Genomic DNA, 17779 nt, shown 5'->3' on the forward strand with positions numbered 1-17779 from the left:
ACTTGTAACACCAGGAGAGCAGACTGGCCGGCATGGAATGGTTGGTCCTCGCCCGCGACGACGAGGTGGGCACCCGGCCGATGGCGGTGACGGCTCAGGGCGTACCGCTGGTGCTGTGGCGTCCGGAAGCCGGCGCCGAGCCGGTGGTTCTTGCCGACCGGTGCCCGCACCGGCTGGTTCCGCTGTCGGCCGCCACGCCGGTCGACGGGCGGTTGCAATGCGCTTATCACGGGTGGCAGTTCGACGCGTCCGGCGCGTGCACCGCACTGCCCTCGCAGGAGGGCGCGGCGCCCCCTCGGGCGAACCTGCCGACCATGACGACACGCATTCACGAGGGTCAGGTTCAGGTCGCGGCCGCCGATCTGCCGGAAAAAGATCCGGGCGATCTTTTCACCAACGAGGATCCGTCGCTGGCCAAGGCCTGGCATCCGGTCGCGGTCGTGGGTGAGGAGCTTTCTTCCGTACGCCTTCTGGGGCGCCGCATCGACCCGGGCGATTACGCCACCCGGGAACGGTGGGGCCTGCGGTGGCTGGCCCTGGAAGAGCCGTTGACCGACCTTTTCCCCGACCCGGATGAGGACGACCGCAATTATGTCGGCGCGTGGCTGCCGCCGGTGCGCACCCCGGCCTCGGCCGGTGTGGTGGCCGACAACTTCCTCGACGTCGCGCATTTTCCTTTCGTGCACGCCAAGACGTTCGGCGCGGCCGAGGAGAAAGTGGTCGGGCGTTACGAGGTGACCGCCGAGGAGTTCGGTTGTCGCAGCGTGCAGGAGCAATGGTTCGACAACCCGGAGGACCCCGGGGTTCTCGAGGGGGAAAGGCCGCTGCGGCAGCGCCGCCGGGCCACGTACGTCTATCGGGCGCCGTTCCAGCTCATGCTGCGCCTCGAGGAGCTGGACGCGGGCGCCGTCAAGACGATCCTGTTCTTCGCCCAGCCCGAGTCGCTGACCAGTACCCGCGTCTATACGAAGATGCTGCTGCACGGCATCGGCGGCGTCGCCGACCCGGGACCGGACGTGGTGGCGAGCGAGGTCGCGTTCGAGGACGCCGTGCTGGCCGAAGATCTCGAGCTGCAGCACAAGATGCGGCTTTCGGGTCTGCCGTTGCGCATGCGCGACGAGCTCCACGTCCGCGCCGATCTGCTCGGTGTGCATCTGCGCCGGGTTCTCAGCGAGTTCCGGGAGACGGCGTGATCGACCTCCTGCTGACGAATACGTCCCGTGGCGACATCGGCATCGACCACGGCCGCATCGTGGCGGGGGAGAAAGAGGCCAGGGAGACCCGTGACCTCGGCGGCCGCCTGGTCACGCCGCCGCTGGTCGAGCCGCATATCCACCTCGACGCCGTCCTGACCGAGGGGCAGCCCCGCTCGAACGCGTCCGGTTCGTTGTTCGAGGGCATCGCGATCTGGGCCGAACGCGTCCGGGACCTCAGCGTCGACGACGTGAAGGACCGGGTCCGCCAGGTGCTGCGCTGGCAGCTGGCGCACGGCGTCCAGCACGTCCGCAGCCACGTCGACGTCTGCGACCCCGGCCTGACCGCGCTGCGTGCGCTGGTCGAGGTTCGTGAGGAAGCCCGCGGCCTGGTCGACCTGCAGCTGGTGGCGTTCCCGCAGCAGGGCATTCTCGGCTTCGACGGCGGCCGGGAGCTCATGCGCAAGGCGGTCGAGGTGGGTGCCGACGTGGTCGGGGCGATCCCGCATTTCGAGCTGACCCGCGAGGACGGTGTCGAGTCGGTCAGGTTCGCGATGGCGCTGGCCGAGGAGCACGGCCTGCGGGTCGACGTCCACTGTGACGAGACCGACGACGAGCATTCCCGGTTCGTCGAGACGATGGTGGCCGAGACGATCCGGCGGGGGATGGGCGGCCGGGTCACCGCCAGCCACACCACGGCGATGCACTCGTACAACGCGGCGTACGCCAGTCGCCTGATCACCAACATCGCCCGCGCCGGGCTGCACATGGTGACCAACCCGCTCGACAACGCCCTGCTGCAGGGCCGTTTCGATCAGGGCCCGATCCGGCGCGGGCACACCCGGGTGAAGCAACTCCTGGAAGCGGGCGTGAACGTCGCGATCGGGCACGACTCCGTCATGGACCCGTGGTACCCGCTGGGTCACGCCGACCCGCTGCAGGCCGCGTTCGTGCTCGCCCATCTCGGGCACATGAGCGGCGCCGAGGAACTGCGCACCCTCATCGACATGATTACGGTCCGGCCCGCCGCCGCCCTCGGCGTGGCCGACTATGGACTGCACATCGGCGGGCCGGCCGATCTGGTCGTCTTCGACGCGCGGTCCGAAGCCGAGGCGCTGCGTTTGCAACGACCGCGGTTTCAGGTGCTGCGGGCGGGCCGGGTGGTTGCCGCCACCGAGCCCGCCCGCAGCACCGTCACCTGGAACGGAAAGGAAGAGGAAGTGACCTTCCGGCCGGCCTAGCGGCTGGCGTGCAGGAAGGTCGAGTGGCTGGCCGACCCGCAGTAGAGGCAGTCGGTGGCCTCGAGGGCCGGCTCGCTGTGGTGGTGCGGGTGGTTCTCCTCGGCCCACTGCCCGAGCCGGTAGACGGGCAGGTTCCAGCCCTCGGCGGGGCCGTCGGCCTCGGCCCAGCCGGGGTTCCAGGCGAACACACAGATGACCACGGCCGCCGCACCGGCGGCGAAGATGAGACCCAGCACAATCGTCATCGGAGCACCCCTTCGTTCACGGGGCATCTCTGACGGACAGAACTCCACCGATGGTCAGCGCGGGAACCGGAATCGGGTCTGCGAGTAGGGTTCGCCCTTGCCGAAGGCCAGGATTTTGGCCGGCGTCACCGCGAAGACCAGGCCTTTCCGGTCGCCGCCGTCGGAAAAAGAATCTTCGCCGACCTCGAAGTCCCAGTTGAGCCGCTCCTTCCACAACGTGGCCAACGTGGCCAGCCGGTCACGGTCGGTGACTCGTTTGGCGGTGCCCTCGACGATCACGTCCAGGCCGGTGTCGATCGAGGGGGTGCCGGTGGTGAGCACGCAGTGCGGGTCGTGGTCGAGGTTGCGCGTCTTCTGCTCCTGTTCGCCGGTGCAGATGTGCAGCGCGCCGTCGTGCCAGACCGCGGGGATCGGGGTCACGTGCGGACGGCCGTCCGCCCGGACGGTCGAGATCCAGAACATCTCCGCCGCGGCGAGCACCCGCTCCACCTCGGACCATGGCCGGGCGGCGGCCTCCGGGGAGCTGAATTCGGTGTTGAGTGTGGTGATCGGTGCGGTCGCGGCCATCAACGGATGGTAACGAGGACAGTGGATCATCGACGGGTTTGGCAGCAACTACTACTCTCTGCTTCTGTATCGGCACCGATTGTCGTCGTAGTCTGACGCCATGACCGTGACCGCCGATGAACAAGCGGCCCACCGGCCCGCCCCGGACCCCGTCGCCGAGACACCCTGCCTGGTCGTCGATGTAGCGGTGGCCGAAGCGCAGTACCGCCGGATCGCCGGCGCCTTCCCGGACGCCGACGTCCATTACGCGGTGAAGGCCAACCCCGAACCCGCTCTGGTGCGCCGGCTCGTCGCGGCCGGTTGCCGGTTCGACGTGGCCGGCCCGTCCGAGATCGACCTCTGCCTGGACGCCGGCGCCGACCCGTCCGACCTGTCCTACGGCAACACCATCAAAAAGGCACCGGACATCGCGTACGCGTACCGCCGGGGTGTCCGCCTTTTCGCCTTCGACAGCTGGGCCGAACTGGACAAGCTCGCGATCCACGCCCCGGACGCGTCCGTCATCTGCCGGGTGCTCGCGTCGAGCCGGGGCGCCCGCTGGCCGTTGAGCCGCAAGTTCGGCTGCGCCCCCGAGATGGCGGTCGACCTGCTGCGCCGGGCCGCCCGCCTCGGCCTCGACGCGGCCGGCATCGCGTTCCACGTCGGATCGCAGCAGATGACCCCGGCCCGCTGGGAGCCCAGCATCGCGATCGCGGCCGACGTCTTCGCCCGGCTCCGGGCCGAAGGCGTCAACCTGCGCATCCTCAACGCGGGCGGCGGGTTCCCGGTCGACTACCTGGCCCGGGCCGCCCCGATCCAGGACTACGCGGCGGCGATCGAGGAGGCGCTGGTCCGGCACTTCGAGTTCGACCAGCCCGAACTGATGATCGAGCCGGGCCGCTACATCGCCGCCCCGGCCGGGGTGCTGCACACCGAGGTCGTGCTGATCTCGCAGAAGTCGTACGGCATCGAGCCCCGCTGGGTCTACCTGGACGTGGGCCGCTTCGGCGGCCTCGCCGAGACCGAGGGCGAGGCGATCCAGTACCGCCTGACCACCCCGCACGACGGCTCCGGCCGGGTCGGACCGGTGATCGTGGCCGGGCCGACCTGCGACAGCGTCGACGTCCTCTACGAGCGCACCCGCTACGACCTGCCGATGGATCTGCGGGTCGGCGACATCCTGCGCATCGAGGGCACGGGCGCCTACACCGCCACCTACGCCTCGGTCGGCTTCAACGGCTTTCCGCCGCTGCGCACGGTCTGCGTCAACGGTTGAATTTAATTGCGTTGCCCGCTCCGGCGCGCGTTCGTAGTGTGATCGGCACAGGAACGAATGAGGAAAGGGGTTCGAAAGTGTTGTCGAAACAGCCGCAACGAGCCCCTCGACACTTGCGTCCCCGGCGGACGTGACGCGCCACCACCGCGTCGCGAGCGCCGCCCAGCGGGTCGAGAGACCTGCGGGGCGGCGTCTTTCATCTGCTTTCCGGTGCGTAGGCGGACGGCTACTTCTTTCGTAGAGAATGTCCCTCATCGGGGCTTCGGGGTTCAATTCCCCTCAACGCCGGCCGCCGCTCTGATCTCGGAAAGCGCGAAGAAAGCGCGAAGAAAGCACGGAAAACGTCAGCGGGGTGCCCGGTGCGAAGGCATTCGGTTACTTCCGCTCATAACGGAGAGGTCGCGGGTTCGAATCCCGCCGGTGGCTTCGGGCCGCCGTAGCTCAGCGGGCAGAGCACTTACGTACCGAGGCCGACTCCGATCTCGGGCACCCCTGACGTCCACAAAGGAAGCGGCACGCCCATGAGCAAGTTCAACCTCGCACGTACCCGGGGCGCCGGACCGATCACCGCCGAGACGGTGCCGACCGCGCTCACCCACGAGGGCGGCAGCGGCTACGCCCACGACGACAAGAGCGCGCTCTTCCTGCTGGCGGTCTCCAACTTCGTCGGCGAGGACACGTTCTACGAGTCGGGCGGCGAGCGCGACCGCCGCTTCACCGACCTGATCCGCCGGGTCGCCGTCGCCGACCCGGAGTGGATCGGCCGCTTCCTGAGCTGGCTGCGCACCGGCGCGTACATGCGCTCGGCGTCGCTGACCGGCGGCCTCGAGGCGGCGCTCGCGCTCCGCGACGCCGGCGTGCCGGGCGGTCGCCGGATCGTCGACTCCGTGCTGCAGCGGGCCGACGAGCCGGGCGAGGCGCTGGCCTACTGGACGGCGGCCCACGGGCGGGCGCTGCCGAAGCCGGTCAAGCGGGGCGTCGCGGACGCGGCGGTCCGGCTCTACAACGAGCGGTCGCTGCTGAAGTACGACACGGCCTCGCACGCCTTCCGCTTCGGCGACGTACTCGACCTCACGCACCCGTCGCCGGGAACGGGCAAGGTGTGGCAGGGCGATCTCTTCGCGTACGCCATAAGCCGTCGCCACGCCCGCGAGGGCGCCCCGCCGGCCCGTCTGACCACCGTGCTCGCGAACGGCGATCTGCGCCGCCGCGCGGCGCGGGAGCCGGGCGCCCTGCTCGACCCTTCCGCGCTCGCCGGCGCGGGCATGACCTGGGAGGACGCGCTCTCGCTCGGCGGGGATCGCGTCGACAAGAAGCGGCTGTGGGAGGCGATGATCCCGGGCATGGGGTTCATGGCGTTGCTGCGAAACCTGCGCAACTTCGATGAAGCGGGCGTCAGCGACGAGGTGGCCGCCGCCATCTGCGCGCGGTTCGTCGACCCCGGGGAGATCGCACGGTCCAAGCAGTTCCCCTACCGGTTCCTGGCCGCCTACGAGAACGCGCCGTCGCTGCGCTGGGGCCCGGCGCTCGACAAGGCGCTGCAGATGTCGCTGTCCAACCTGCCGGCGCTGCGGGGTCGCTCGCTGATCCTCATCGACACGTCGGGCTCGATGATGAGCGGGCATTCGTCGATGCCTCCGGTCAAGGCGGCCGCGGTCTTCGGGGTGGCCCTGGCCGCCCGGGGGGAACGGGTCGACCTGCACGGTTTCGCCGACGGGGTGTTCCGGCACGACGTGCGCCGGGGTGCGTCGGTGATCCGCGAGGTGGACCGGTTCGTGCGCCGGGCCGGCGAGGTCGGCCACGGCACGCGGATCGCGACGTCGCTCGCGGCGACCTTCCGGGCCCACGACCGGGTCTTCGTCTTCTCCGACATGCAGACCTTCGCCGACGGGTCGGTCACCGCGGCGATGCCGCGGGAGGTCCCGCTGTACGGGTTCAACCTCGGCGGGTACGCGCGGACGGCGTTCGACGCGGGCACCGTCAACCGGTTCGAGTTCGGCGGCCTGACCGACGCCACGTTCCGGATGATCCCGTTGATCGAGGCGGGAAAGCGGGCGGCGTGGCCGTTCTGAGGTGCTGCGGTGGCCTCCGCGAAGCAGCGGAGGCCACCCGGTGTGCGGTCCTTGTCGCTCAGCACTGCTTCCACTGGAACTGGACGACGGTGTAGACGTCGCCCTCCGAGGCGCGGAGCGAGATGTAGCTCGTGGTCGCCGTCGCGGTTCCCGGGTCGACGCGCAGCTCGGTGTTGATGTTGAGGCTGCGTACCGCGCCGCACGCGGCGTAGACCAGTTCCGCGTCGTCGGTGACATCGACGGTGTGCCAGGTGCCGGCGGTCGGCCCGGCGATGGAGTGGTCGACGTAGTTGTCGTCGGACGAGCCCTGGTAGTAGTAGTTGGACCGCTCCAGGGCGGAAGCGCCGGCGGCCAGTCTCAGCTTGCCCCAGTAGTCGGCCCGGGCGACCGCGAAGGTGAAGCCCTGCGGGATGTGCACGAGCAGGTTCACCTGGCAGTTCTTTCGGAAGTCGGTGGCCGGCACGGTGCCACCCGCGCGGGCGAGGAAGTCGCTGTAGGTGATCCGGAAGCCGGTGTTGTCCGGCAACATCGTGACGGACGCCGTGCCGGCGGGGCAGCCGGAACCGTTGACGGTCTGCACCGTTACGGTCACCGGCGTGCTCGGCGGCGCGACTGCGGCGTAGTCGCCGGAGCCGAGTGCCTGCCCGGGCAGGGCGAGGGCGGACAGCGTGATCACGGTCGCGAGCGTGATCCACCTCGCGCCGGTCTGCCTGACGGTCATGGGTGTTCCTCTCTCGGCGGTCCCGGCTCTGCGGTCCCGGCTCAGTGGTCCTGGGAGTGGTCCTGGGAGTGGTCTGGGAATGGAAGATCGATTCAAAATTGACGGCTCTCGATGTTCGAGACGAATCGTAGCGGCGTTATGCGACCGTAACAAGCGCCAGTTTTTCTGCTCGCTTGATCCTCGTGCCGGTCAATCGTCCGACTTATTGGGCGACCTCGCGCGGTTACCGCACTCCCGGCGACCGTCGCATCAGCTGGTCGGTGGATGTGCAAGGAGCTGCTTAGATTGATATACGTCAATCAAACTGTGCCGGCCAGGAATACCTCAGAACTTTTATAAAAACCCGGAAGTCGCGATTCTTACATTGACCTCTATCAATGTCACAAATAGCATGACGGCATCGTCGGCACCTGCTGACAATCTTGGAAGGAGTGCCCATGCGCAAGGCGCTGCTCGCTGTCTTCGCGACGCTGGGACTGTTCGCGTCCACGCTCTTGGCCGGCCCGGCGTCGGCCGAGGGCTTCATGAGCCTTCCCGTGCCCCCACCCAGCGACCGCATCGTCATCGACCTGGTGACGGTGAACGGATCCGGTTGCCCGGCCGGAACCGCGGCGATCGCCGTCTCACCGGACAACACCGCATTCACGGTGACCTACTCGAACTACATGGCGCTGATCGGCGTCGGCTCGACCACGACCGACTGGCGGAAGAACTGCCAGCTCAACATCGTCGTACACGTCCCGCAGGGCTTCACCTACGCGGTCAGCCAGGTCGACTACCGGGGATTCGCCTCACTGGCGAGCGGCGCTTCGGCAATCGAGCGGGCAAACTACTACTTCCAGGGCCAGACGCAGACCGTCTACAGCAGCCACACCATCGCCGGCCCGTTCGGCGACGACTGGCAGACCACCGACAACGTCGACATGGCGGCACTGGTCTACGCACCCTGCGGTGTCCTGCGCAACCTGAACATCAACACCGAACTACGGACGATGGCGGGCACCTCGAACCCCGCCACCACGACAAGCTTCATCTCCATGGACTCGACCGACGGCGCGATCAACACCGTCTACCACTTCTCCTGGGCCCAGTGCCCTGGCCACTGACCCGGGCCACTGATCCGCGCACGCGGCCACACCCTCGCTGTCGGCCGAGGGTGTGGCCCGCACTGCCTCGGCAGGTGTGGCCGGCCGCGGCGTCGCATCTGGTCGACCGCGGCCCGTCGCATCATCTCTGCCGGGAGTTCCGGGTCGCCTCGCTCACCGCGGACCGGCCCGCGCTGAGCGGTCAGCCAGGCTCGCGATGCCCGGCCGCCTTGCCGACGATGCCTCACCTTGCTGAACGTGCGGGCGTCCCGGTCGGCCGGCGAAGCCCCGCTCGGCGAGCACGAACCGGATCGGCGCGGCCAGCACCGTGACGCTGACCGGCGGCCCGAGGGTGTCGGTGAATCGCCTACGGCCGTCGATGCTCGGCCGGTAGGCCGGCTTCCTTTGATTCGGGCCGTCGCCTCCGAAGAAAACCAAACGACGGTGACAACGGGATGGTTGCCCCCCGGTCACTACGCGAGTTCAACCGGTCGTTGCAACGCCAGCCTCTTGGGCCGAGCGTAGTTGTTCCTCGAATACCTCGGCCGGGGTGCGCCAGCCTAGGATCTTGCGAGGTCGGTTGTTGAGTGCCAGGGCGACGGCTTCGAGGTCGTTGGCGGTCCACCTCGACAGGTCGGTTCCCTTCGGGAAGTACTGACGCAGCAGTCCGTTCGTGTTCTCGTTCGTAGGCCGCTGCCACGGGGAGTGCGGGTCGGCGAAGAACACCTTCGTGCCGGTCTCGAGCGCGAACTGCGCGTGCGCCGACAGCTCCTTGCCCCGGTCGCAGGTAAGGGTCTTGCGCAGCTGCTCGGGCAGCTCGGTCATCGACGCCGTCAGGGCGGCGATCATCGCGATCGCGCCGTAGCCGCCGAGTGCGGGGCCGTTCTTCACCGGTGGCGTCTCGCCCCACCCGTCCAATCGTGGCAGCTGCACCAGCAGCGTGGAAGGGCTGGCGCGTTCCACCACCGTGCCGATCGCCGACCGACCGGTGCCGATGATCAGGTCTCCCTCCCAGTGCCCAGCAACGGCGCGATCGTCGGCTTCGGCCGGCCCTTGACTGATGACCACGTCGGCGGTGACGTGGCCCTGCAGCTTGCTCCGGGCCCTCGCGCGCGGCTCACGCAACGCACGTCCGGTTCGCAGGCACGCGACCAACTCCCGCTTGAGCGCACCGCGGCCCTCGATGAACAGGGACTGGTAAATAGCCTCGTGGCTGATGCGCATGGACTCATCGTCGGCGAAGTCGATCCTCAGCCGATGGGCGATCTGCTCCGCGGTCCAGGCCGTCGCCCACCGCCGGTCCTGTTGGTGCGCCTTGTTGAACCCCTTCCACGCAGGCGTTTTCGGCCCGGCGACAACCGTGCCATCGGGTCTGTGGACGCTGCCGCACAAGCGCTCCTGCACGTACTCGCGCAGCCGCGGATTCGACACCAGCTTGGCTGTCTTCGGGCGCTTGGCCGCCTGCTGTGCCTTCCACTGCGCCACCGTGGCTCGATACTCCTGCTTGCCGCTCCGTGTCGCCGCGTTGCGTCGCAACTCACGCGAGATCGTCCCCGCATCGCGCCCGATGCTGCGGCCGATCTCCCGCACGCCCTTGCCCTGCACCCGAAGCAGCGCGATCTCCTCGTGTTCGACGAATGACAGATAGCGGCCCGAGGGTTCGTCCAGGCTGATCGGCGGCATCCCGCCGGCGTGGCGAAACCACCGCGCCCCTACCGGCCACGACACGCCAACATGAAGCGCGCTCTCGACCGTCGTGATCCCCGTCGCGATCAGGCGCCAGAACTCCCGCTGCACAGCGCGCGAGGGCTCAGGCCGACCCGGCGACCGCATCGCCGGCCGTAACGCCCGGTCCGCCGACCACTGCCTCCGCGCCCGTTCGGGCACCCGTTCCAGCTTCGTGTTGCCGCCCATCGCACACCTCCATGATCGAGGTGTTGCGACGACCGGTTGAATTCGCCCTATCAATGATCGACCGTATGCCCTCGCGGTTGCTTGCCCGGACCGAGGCGTCACGGCCGGACTGCGCGAAGCGCGGTCAGCGACGCCGATCGGATGCCGGGACGCCGAGCCCTTGCGATCAGAACGACCCGTGACCCGCTGGCAGAACACGGAGACTGCCTGAGGGCCGGCGCGGGGGCCGGGCCGTCCACGCCGTCAACCCTCTGGCCGTCGCCCGGCACCGCGGTCGCCACGCCGTAACCGGCAAGGAGTCCGGTAACAGTCCTCTGGATCGACGCGGCCGTCCATCGGGCCGGCCCAAGCTATTGCCGTGCTCGCCCGCGCTCAGCCGGGCCCGCCGACCCGTGGCGGGCGCCCGACGGCACCCCTTCAGCCGCCCGCACCACTGCCCCGGCCGAAGGCTGCGCATCGCGGCCCTCGGCCGGGCCTCTGAAGGGCACTCAGATGACGGCGGCCTCGGAGCGGTTGCGGTCGGGCTGGAAGCGGAACAGCACGGCGTAGACCAGGGCCGCGATCACGAAGCCGGCCTCGAACGCGATGTCGCCGAAAGCGGGCCAGTGCGAGGGTACGAGGCCGACGTAGTCGCTCTGGTTGGAGAACAACCAGATCGACAGGCCCATGCCGGCCACCATCGCGATGACGCCGCTGAGCGGGTTGTGCTTCCTGTCGTAGAGGAAACCGTCGACCTGCCTGCCCCGGCGCAGCAGCCAGTCGGTGAGGTAGACGGCCAGCCACGGCCCGATCCAGTACGAGATGATCAGCAGGAAGTTCTCGTACTTCTCGCCCGCGTCGCTCAGGCCCGACCAGGCCAGCAGGAAGCCCAGTACGCCGAAGACGCCGGAGACGATCGCCCGGCGGATGTGCGACGGCAGGTTGATGCCGAGGGCCAGGAACGACATCGAGCCCGAGTAGATGTTGATGGCGTTGGCGCTGATCGCGCCGAGGGCGATCGCCAGCAGCGTCAGGTCGGCCAGCCAGGTCGGCAGGTGGCTGGTGAAGGCGGCGGTCGGGTTGAGACCACCCTTGGTGACGATGGTGGCCGAGGCGGCGCCGACGATCTCGAGCAGCGTGCAGGAGATGAAGACGCCCAGGCCGGCCCAGAGACCGGTGGCGACCCGGCTGGTGTCCGGCTTCATGTAGCGGGTGTAGTCGGTCGCGTACGGGTTCCAGCCCGCCGCGTACCCGAAGGTGGCACCGACCGAGATGAGGAAGCCGCCGACGCCGCCGACCACGCCCGGCGTCGCGCCGCTGTAGTGGCCCTTCGACAGCGTGACCACCGAGGTGATCAGGAAGATGACCGCGAGTACGGGGAACGCGTACCGCTCGAAGGCGTGCACCAGGTTGTGCCCGAAGAACGCGACCACGACCTGGGCCAGCACGACGATGACCAGGCAGAGCAGGTCGGGCAGCTTGGTCAGGGTGGCCAGGGCGAGCGCGCCGGAGACGCTGTTGACGGCGAACCAGCCGATGCCGGCGACCAGCGAGTTGATGCCCGCGGGCAGGATGTTGCCGCGGTAGCCGAAGCCGATGCGGGAGAGCACCATCTGCGGTACGCCCATCCGCGGGCCGCGGGCCGACAGGATGCCGTGGGTGGCCGACCCGAGGGCGGTGCCCAGCACGATGGTGGCGACCGCGGCGCCGAACGACTTCGTGAAGACCATCGCGGCCAGGACACCGACGAAGATGGTGGCGAACTCGAAGTTCGGCGACATCCAGGTCCAGAAGAGCTGCAGAGGGCGGCCGTGCCGCTCGTCCAGCGGGATGAAGCCGGCGCCGCCGGGCTCCACCGCAGTCACCCGGGAGCCGTAGCTGCCCTCCCGGACCTCGGCCGAAACTTCGGCCGGCGAACCCACCGTCATGGTCGTGCCTTTCTATATCGGTGCTGGTCGTTGCATGAGGAGATCATGGCAGTACACGCCGGTCACATTCCAAGATTGTTGCCGCGACGTATCACACATGGCGGCTTCCCCTGGGCCACGAGTGCGGCTCGCTGATCTCCTAGCTGCTCGCCTTCGTGATGCTCCGGGTCGTGTGGCGGCAGCACCAACCGCTGGGGCGTGCTCGACCGGCGGCTAGTCGTGATGGCGTAGGCGGAACAGCACCTCGCCGGCATCCGGCACGACGAGCGTGTCCGGGTCGGTCTCGTAGGCGGCGAGGTCGATCGAGGCCGGGTCGAGATAGTTCAGGTTGACCGCGCGTACGTCCGCCTCGCTGATGCCCGTCGCGAGGGTGACCGTCACGCGGTCTTTTTCGCCCTCGACCGGGTCCCAGGTGCCGGCGCCGCGCAGGTGGGTCGAGTGGGCGAGGTCGCCCCAGTGGTAGCGGGAGAACCGGTCCCACTGCTTCACGAAGTAGTCGCGGCAGTGGTAGCCGATCTCCTGGATGGCGGGGTGCGTCGACGCGATCTCGGTGATGTGCGGGGCGTAGATGATCACTTCGCCGCCGTCGGCGACGACCGGCTCGACCTTGTAGAAGCCCTTGGCCCCGGTCCACATGTCGTCGTATTTCTCGCCGACCAGCGAGAGCACGCGCCGCATCGGGCGCGGCAGGTAGCGCACGTGGACCTCGGCCGAGACGTCGGCGCAGGCCGCCCAGGCCTGCTCCGGGGTGCCGAAGGACGCCGCGTGCAGGCGCTTGGTGCCCGACTCGACGACCAGGCAGAGCGCCAGGCGGCGGGTCGGGATCAGGCCGGCGGCGTCGTCGATGAGGGCGCGCACCGGCGTGATGCCGCGGGTGCCGATGATCTCGGAGCTGGTGATCAGGGCGCCCAGCCAGTGCGAGAAGTCGATGATCTCCTGGCCGGCGACGCCGGGCACGAAGTATTTGTTGCCGCCGGAGAAGCCGACCACCTCGTGCGGGAAGACCGGGCCGACGACCAGGCAGACGTCGTGCTCGACGACCGCGCGGTTGACGACGACGTCGATCGGCTCGGTGAGGCGGCCCTCGGACAGCTCGGCGACCCGCTCGGCGCCGATGGCGCCGACTGAGGTCAGCCTCGCCGGATCCCACCACTCGTGGTTGCGGACCTCGATGTTTTTCCGTACGCCCAGATGACGCTCGAGATGGTCGGGGGTCATCGCGGCGTGGGTGCCGAGGGCGACGAGCACCGTGATGCGGGTGGCCTTGCCGTCGAGGGCGTCGCCGATGGCGTCCAGCAGCAGGGGGAGCGGGCCGGAGCGGGTCGCGTCGGGGACGATCACGCAGACCGATCGGCCGTCGAGCCCGGCCGACTCGACGCTGCGCCGGACGAAGTCGCGGACGGCCGCGTCGTCGAGGGTGTCGGTGGGGCCGCCGATCGTTTCGCTCACGGGTTCACCCTGCCACTCTTCGGCCGGCTCTGGCGCGGCGGATTGTGGGGAGTTATGGTCTTCGATATATGGGAGCGCTCCCATACCAGCTTCGAGGAGGCTCTCATGCGGATCCGTCTGCTCGGCGCGGCCGCCGCGCTGCTCGCCGGCGCCGGCGCCGGCCTGGTCGCGGTGACCCAGGGGGTGGCCACCGCGGCCACGCCGGTCTGCGGCGTGGTCTACACGCTGAACAGTTGGTCCAGCGGCTTCACCGCCGACGTCAAGGTGACCAACAACGGGCCGGCCGTCGCATCGTGGACGCTGGGCTGGACCTTCAACGGCACCCAGCAGGTGACCAGCGCCTGGAACGCGACCGTGACGCAGTCCGGTCAGTCGGTGAGCGCGGCCAGTGTGGGCTGGAACGGCGCCCTGGCCACCGGCGCGTCGGCGTCGTTCGGCTTCCAGGGCACCTATTCGGGTGGCGTCGACGCGGCGCCGGCCTCGTTCACCTTCAACGGCGTGGCGTGCGACGGAAACGTCCCGACCTCGCCGCCCACAACCGCTCCGACGACGCCGCCGACCACGCCTCCCACCACCCCGCCCACGACGCCTCCCACGACGCCTCCCACCACGCCGCCGACGACCCCGCCCACCACGCCTCCCACCTCGGTGCCGCCGACCGGTGGCTGCGCGACCGGGGCCAACTGCGACGGCTTCGAGAACCAGACCGGCACCGCGCCCTCCGGCAACTGGGCCGTCAGCTACCCCGACTGCTCGGGCGCCGGCACCGCCGCCATCGACCGCACCACCGCACACAGCGGCACCACCTCGCTGCGGGTCAACGGCGCCGCCGGCTACTGCAACCACGTCTTCGTCCGCGACACCCAGATCCTCGGCACCACCAGCAACGTCTGGTTCGTGCGCTACTGGGTCAAGCACACCACCGCCCTGCCCACCTCCCACACCACCGCGGTCGCCCTGCAGGACGCCAACGACGGCAACAAGGACCTGCGGTTCGGCGGCCAGAACGGCGCGATGCAGTTCAACCGGGCCTCCGACGACGCGACGCTGCCCGAGCAGAGCCCGGCCGGTGTCGCCCAGTCCGCCCCGCTGCCCACCGGCACCTGGAACTGCGTCGAGTTCAAGGTCTCCGGCGCCGACGGCACCATCCAGACGTGGCTCAACGGCCACGCCGTGGTGGGTCTCACCGAGGACGGCACGCCGACCCACGACATCGACAGCCAGTGGCTCAACCGCACCTGGCGGCCGCGGCTCACCGACCTGCGACTGGGCTGGGAGAGCTACGGCGAGGGCGCCGACACCCTCTGGTACGACGATGTGGCGGTCGGCTCCCAACAGATCGGTTGCTGAGCGGCCGAACCGAAACCACGATGTAGGGCATGGCAGATCTTCGGCTTCACCCCGACCGGCTGCTTCCCGCCGAACCTCAGGTCCGCGACATCGCCCGCCGGCTCTACACCGCCGTCCGCGATCTGCCGATCGTCTCCCCGCACGGGCACGTCGACCCGCGCCTGCTCCTCGACGACCCGCCCTTCACGGACCCGACCAGCCTGTTCATCCAGCCCGACCACTACGTGACCCGCCTGCTGCACGCGGGCGGGATCACGCTGGATCGCCTCGGCGTCGGCGCCGGGCCACTGCCCGAGGAGCAGGCCCGCGAGGCGTGGCGCCTGCTCTGCGCCAACTGGCATCTTTTCCGGGGCACCCCGGTGCGCTACTGGTTCGACGCCGAGCTGTCCGAGATCTTCGAGATCGAAGAGCGGCCTTCCGCCGCCAACGCCGATCTTCTGTACGACGTGATCAGCGCGAAACTGCAACAGCCCAGTCATCGTCCTCGCGCCCTGCTCGAGCGGTTCGGCATCGAATTCCTGGCCACCACCGACGACCCGGCCGACGACCTGGAGACGCATGCCGCGCTCGCCGCCGACCCGGGCGTGAAGACGCGGGTCGCCCCGACGTTCCGGCCCGACCGCTACCTCGAACCCGGCCGCACCGACTGGCCCGACCTGGTGAAGCGCCTGGGCGGGGCCGCGGACACCGACGTCGGCTCGTACGCGGGCTATCTGCGCGCCCTCGGCGCGCGCCGCCGGCACTTCATCGACCACGGTGCCGTCTCGGCCGACCACAGCCACGCCGACGCGGTCGCCGAGCCGCTCACCCTCGGCGAGGCCGACCGGATATTCCGGCGGGCGATGGCCGGGCAGGCCAACCCAGCCGAGGCCACGGCGTTCCGGCGGCACATGATGTTCGAGATGGCCCGCATGTCGGTCGAGGACGGTCTGGTGATGACCCTGCACCCGGGCGTGCGGCGCAACCACCACCCGGAGACCCTGCACCGGTACGGGCCGGACACCGGTCACGACATCCCGGTCGCGGTGGAGTACACCCGGGCGTTGCAGCCGCTGCTGTCGGCGTTCGGCACCGAACCCGGCTTCCACCTGGTGCTGTTCACGGTCGACGCCGACGTGTTCGGCCGCGAGATCGCCCCGCTGGCCGGCTTCTACCCGGCCGTCTACGCGGGCGCGCCCTGGTGGTTCCTCGACAACCCGTCGGCGATCCGGCAGTTCCAGTCGTCGGTGACCGAGATCGCCGGGTTCAGCCGGCTGTCCGGGTTCATCGACGACACGCGGGCGTTCTGCTCGATCCCGGCCCGGCACGACATGTCGCGGCGGCTCGACGCGGGCCACCTCGCCCGGCTGGTCGCCGAGCACCGCCTCGACCTCGACGAGGCCGCCGACACGCTCGCCGATCTGGTCAGCGAGCAACCGAAGCGGGTGTTCAAGCTATGAGGTCAAGTCACCGCAGGCTGGTCCACCTCGGACTGGGGAACTTCTTCCGTGCTCATCAGGCCTGGTACACCGCTTCGGCCCCGGACGCCTCGCAGTGGCCGATCGCCGCGTTCACCGGGCGGTCGCCGGACATGGCCGACGCGCTGAACGCTCAGGGCGGCCGTTACTCGCTGCTGACCCGGGGCCCGGAGCGCGATGACGTCGAGGTCGTCTCGGCGGTCGACGTGGCGTACGCGGGAAGCGACCTCGAAGCGTGGCGGACGCACCTGGCGTCACCACGCACCGCCGTTCTGACCCTGACCGTGACCGAGGCGGCCTACCTGAGGTCACCGGACGGCGGCCTCGACGCCGGCCACGCCCGGGCCGTCGCCGACCTGCGGGCCTGGCGCCGCGGCGAGCCGGTGTCCAGCGTGCCCGGCCGCATCTTCGCCGGCCTGGCCGAACGCCGCGTCTACGGCGGCGGGCCGATCGCGGTGGTCTCCTGCGACAACCTGCCGGGCAACGGCTCGGCGACCGCCCGGGTGGTGCTCGACTTCGCCGCCCTGGTCGAACCGGCCCTGGTGCCCTGGATCCGCGACCACGTCTCCTTCGTCTCCACGATGGTCGACCGCATCACGCCCCGCACCACCCCGGCCGACGTCGAGAGCGCAGCGTCACTGGCCGGCTTCCCGGATGCCGTCCCGGTAGTCACCGAGCCTTACAGCGAGTGGTTGCTGAGCGGGGTGTTCCCGGCCGGCCGGCCGGCGTGGGAGGCGGCGGGCGCCCGGTTCGTCGCCGACGTCCACCCGCATGAGCAGCGCAAACTCCTGCTCCTCAACGGCGGGCACTCGCTGCTGGCCTACGCGGGCAGCGCCCGCGGGCACGAGACGATCGCCGAGGCCGTCGCCGACCCCGTCTGCCGCCGATGGCTCGACCAGTGGTGGGACGAGGCGGTGCGGCACGTGCCGCTGCCGGCCCCCGAGCTGTCGGACTACCGGGCCGCCCTGCTGGAGCGTTTCGCCAACCCGCGGATCCGGCACACGCTGGCCCAGATCGCGGCCGACGGCTCCCAGAAGATCCCGATCCGCGTCCTGCCGGTCCTTCGCGGTGAGCTTTCCCAGGGCCGGCCGGCCACCGGGGCGATCCGCGTGCTGGCGGCCTGGACGGCGCACCTGCGGGGCGTCGGCGCTCCGGTCGCGGACGCCGGCGCCGCCCCGTTCCAGGAGCGCGCGTCAACTCCCAAGGCCTTCCTGGAACTGCTGGCGCCCGACCTCGCGTCCCACCCGGACGTGGTCGCCGCCCTGGAACCCTGACCCGAACGGGCGAATTCGGCCCGCAATGCTGGGACGCGCGGCGCGGAGA

General features: G+C 69.8%; 14 protein-coding genes and 1 tRNA gene. 9 read left to right on the forward strand and 6 right to left on the reverse strand.

Annotated elements, in window-relative coordinates; all coding sequences use genetic code 11:
- The first annotated feature begins 32 nt into the window (after window positions 1-32).
- Window positions 33-1193 carry a Rieske 2Fe-2S domain-containing protein gene (locus tag ACIA5C_RS41780; protein ID WP_396065508.1) on the forward strand — a complete coding sequence of 387 codons (1161 nt, stop codon included), beginning with the start codon at window positions 33-35 and terminating at the stop codon, window positions 1191-1193.
- On the forward strand, window positions 1190-2434 hold the full coding sequence (gene codA / locus ACIA5C_RS41785) for a cytosine deaminase (RefSeq protein ID WP_396065510.1): 1245 nt from the start codon (window positions 1190-1192) through the stop codon (window positions 2432-2434). Before ACIA5C_RS41780 ends, codA begins: the two co-directional genes overlap by 4 nt.
- Here codA and ACIA5C_RS41790 read toward each other — a convergent pair.
- Both ACIA5C_RS41790 and ACIA5C_RS41795 read right to left on the reverse strand, forming a co-directional pair.
- The gene (locus ACIA5C_RS41790; protein ID WP_396065512.1) at window positions 2431-2679 is read right to left on the reverse strand and encodes a hypothetical protein; all 249 of its coding nucleotides are present in this window, start codon (window positions 2677-2679) and stop codon (window positions 2431-2433) included. The two genes, codA and ACIA5C_RS41790, sit on opposite strands and share 4 nt — an antisense overlap.
- A gap of 54 nt (window positions 2680-2733) precedes the next feature.
- Window positions 2734-3246: a pyridoxamine 5'-phosphate oxidase family protein gene (locus tag ACIA5C_RS41795; RefSeq protein WP_396065514.1), complete on the reverse strand. Its 513-nt coding sequence runs from the start codon at window positions 3244-3246 to the stop codon at window positions 2734-2736.
- A gap of 100 nt (window positions 3247-3346) precedes the next feature.
- Here ACIA5C_RS41795 and ACIA5C_RS41800 point away from each other — a divergent pair, with 100 nt between their 5' ends.
- The 3 genes from ACIA5C_RS41800 (at window position 3347) to ACIA5C_RS41810 (ending at window position 6573) form a co-directional block, all read left to right on the forward strand.
- Window positions 3347-4501, forward strand: a complete 1155-nt coding sequence (locus tag ACIA5C_RS41800; RefSeq protein ID WP_396065516.1) for a type III PLP-dependent enzyme — start codon at window positions 3347-3349, stop codon at window positions 4499-4501.
- A gap of 354 nt (window positions 4502-4855) precedes the next feature.
- Window positions 4856-4927, forward strand: a tRNA-Ser gene (locus ACIA5C_RS41805).
- 95 nt (window positions 4928-5022) lie between these two features.
- Entirely contained in the window at window positions 5023-6573 is a 1551-nt protein-coding gene (locus tag ACIA5C_RS41810; RefSeq protein ID WP_396065518.1) for a TROVE domain-containing protein, read from the forward strand.
- 58 nt (window positions 6574-6631) lie between these two features.
- Here the strand turns inward: ACIA5C_RS41810 and ACIA5C_RS41815 are convergent, their stop codons facing one another.
- Complete coding sequence (locus tag ACIA5C_RS41815) at window positions 6632-7294, reverse strand: DUF4360 domain-containing protein (protein ID WP_396065520.1); 663 nt, start codon at window positions 7292-7294, stop codon at window positions 6632-6634.
- Between the two features lie 449 nt (window positions 7295-7743).
- Here ACIA5C_RS41815 and ACIA5C_RS41820 point away from each other — a divergent pair, with 449 nt between their 5' ends.
- Window positions 7744-8400: a DUF4360 domain-containing protein gene (locus ACIA5C_RS41820; protein WP_396065609.1), complete on the forward strand. Its 657-nt coding sequence runs from the start codon at window positions 7744-7746 to the stop codon at window positions 8398-8400.
- 462 nt (window positions 8401-8862) lie between these two features.
- Here the strand turns inward: ACIA5C_RS41820 and ACIA5C_RS41825 are convergent, their stop codons facing one another.
- The 3 genes from ACIA5C_RS41825 to ACIA5C_RS41835 form a co-directional block, all read right to left on the reverse strand.
- The gene (locus ACIA5C_RS41825) at window positions 8863-10062 is read right to left on the reverse strand and encodes an IS30 family transposase (protein WP_396065611.1); all 1200 of its coding nucleotides are present in this window, start codon (window positions 10060-10062) and stop codon (window positions 8863-8865) included.
- A gap of 719 nt (window positions 10063-10781) precedes the next feature.
- Window positions 10782-12200, reverse strand: coding sequence for a purine-cytosine permease family protein (locus tag ACIA5C_RS41830; protein WP_396065522.1), 1419 nt, complete (start codon window positions 12198-12200; stop codon window positions 10782-10784).
- Window positions 12201-12413: 213 nt separating this feature from the next.
- Window positions 12414-13649 carry a lactate racemase domain-containing protein gene (locus ACIA5C_RS41835; protein WP_396065524.1) on the reverse strand — a complete coding sequence of 412 codons (1236 nt, stop codon included), beginning with the start codon at window positions 13647-13649 and terminating at the stop codon, window positions 12414-12416.
- Window positions 13650-13754: 105 nt separating this feature from the next.
- Between ACIA5C_RS41835 and ACIA5C_RS41840 the strand changes: the two genes are divergently transcribed.
- From ACIA5C_RS41840 to ACIA5C_RS41850, 3 genes are read left to right on the forward strand one after another with little or no spacing between them, the layout of a single operon-like run.
- A complete protein-coding gene (locus ACIA5C_RS41840; RefSeq protein WP_396065526.1) occupies window positions 13755-14999 on the forward strand; it encodes a cellulose-binding domain-containing protein in 1245 nt (414 codons plus the stop codon).
- 29 nt (window positions 15000-15028) lie between these two features.
- The gene (gene uxaC, locus ACIA5C_RS41845; protein ID WP_396065528.1) at window positions 15029-16438 is read left to right on the forward strand and encodes a glucuronate isomerase; all 1410 of its coding nucleotides are present in this window, start codon (window positions 15029-15031) and stop codon (window positions 16436-16438) included.
- Window positions 16435-17730, forward strand: a complete 1296-nt coding sequence (locus ACIA5C_RS41850; RefSeq protein ID WP_396065530.1) for a mannitol dehydrogenase family protein — start codon at window positions 16435-16437, stop codon at window positions 17728-17730. Before uxaC ends, ACIA5C_RS41850 begins: the two co-directional genes overlap by 4 nt.
- Window positions 17731-17779: the final 49 nt, after the last annotated feature.

It is taken from the genome of Actinoplanes sp. NPDC051343, from assembly GCF_044455125.1.
Classification (GTDB): Bacteria; Actinomycetota; Actinomycetes; order Mycobacteriales; family Micromonosporaceae; genus Actinoplanes.

Excerpts from the sequence above, each read along its gene's own strand:
- ACIA5C_RS41780 (WP_396065508.1), top strand. The coding sequence starts at position 33 with ATGGAATGGTTGGTCCTCGCCCGCGACGACGAGGTGGGCACCCGGCCG.
- ACIA5C_RS41790 (WP_396065512.1), bottom strand. The coding sequence starts at position 2,679 with ATGACGATTGTGCTGGGTCTCATCTTCGCCGCCGGTGCGGCGGCCGTG.
- ACIA5C_RS41795 (WP_396065514.1), bottom strand. The coding sequence starts at position 3,246 with ATGGCCGCGACCGCACCGATCACCACACTCAACACCGAATTCAGCTCC.
- ACIA5C_RS41800 (WP_396065516.1), top strand. The coding sequence starts at position 3,347 with ATGACCGTGACCGCCGATGAACAAGCGGCCCACCGGCCCGCCCCGGAC.
- ACIA5C_RS41810 (WP_396065518.1), top strand. The coding sequence starts at position 5,023 with ATGAGCAAGTTCAACCTCGCACGTACCCGGGGCGCCGGACCGATCACC.
- ACIA5C_RS41815 (WP_396065520.1), bottom strand. The coding sequence starts at position 7,294 with ATGACCGTCAGGCAGACCGGCGCGAGGTGGATCACGCTCGCGACCGTG.
- ACIA5C_RS41825 (WP_396065611.1), bottom strand. The coding sequence starts at position 10,062 with ATGCCGCCGATCAGCCTGGACGAACCCTCGGGCCGCTATCTGTCATTC.
- ACIA5C_RS41830 (WP_396065522.1), bottom strand. The coding sequence starts at position 12,200 with ATGACGGTGGGTTCGCCGGCCGAAGTTTCGGCCGAGGTCCGGGAGGGC.
- ACIA5C_RS41840 (WP_396065526.1), top strand. The coding sequence starts at position 13,755 with ATGCGGATCCGTCTGCTCGGCGCGGCCGCCGCGCTGCTCGCCGGCGCC.
- uxaC (WP_396065528.1), top strand. The coding sequence starts at position 15,029 with ATGGCAGATCTTCGGCTTCACCCCGACCGGCTGCTTCCCGCCGAACCT.
- ACIA5C_RS41850 (WP_396065530.1), top strand. The coding sequence starts at position 16,435 with ATGAGGTCAAGTCACCGCAGGCTGGTCCACCTCGGACTGGGGAACTTC.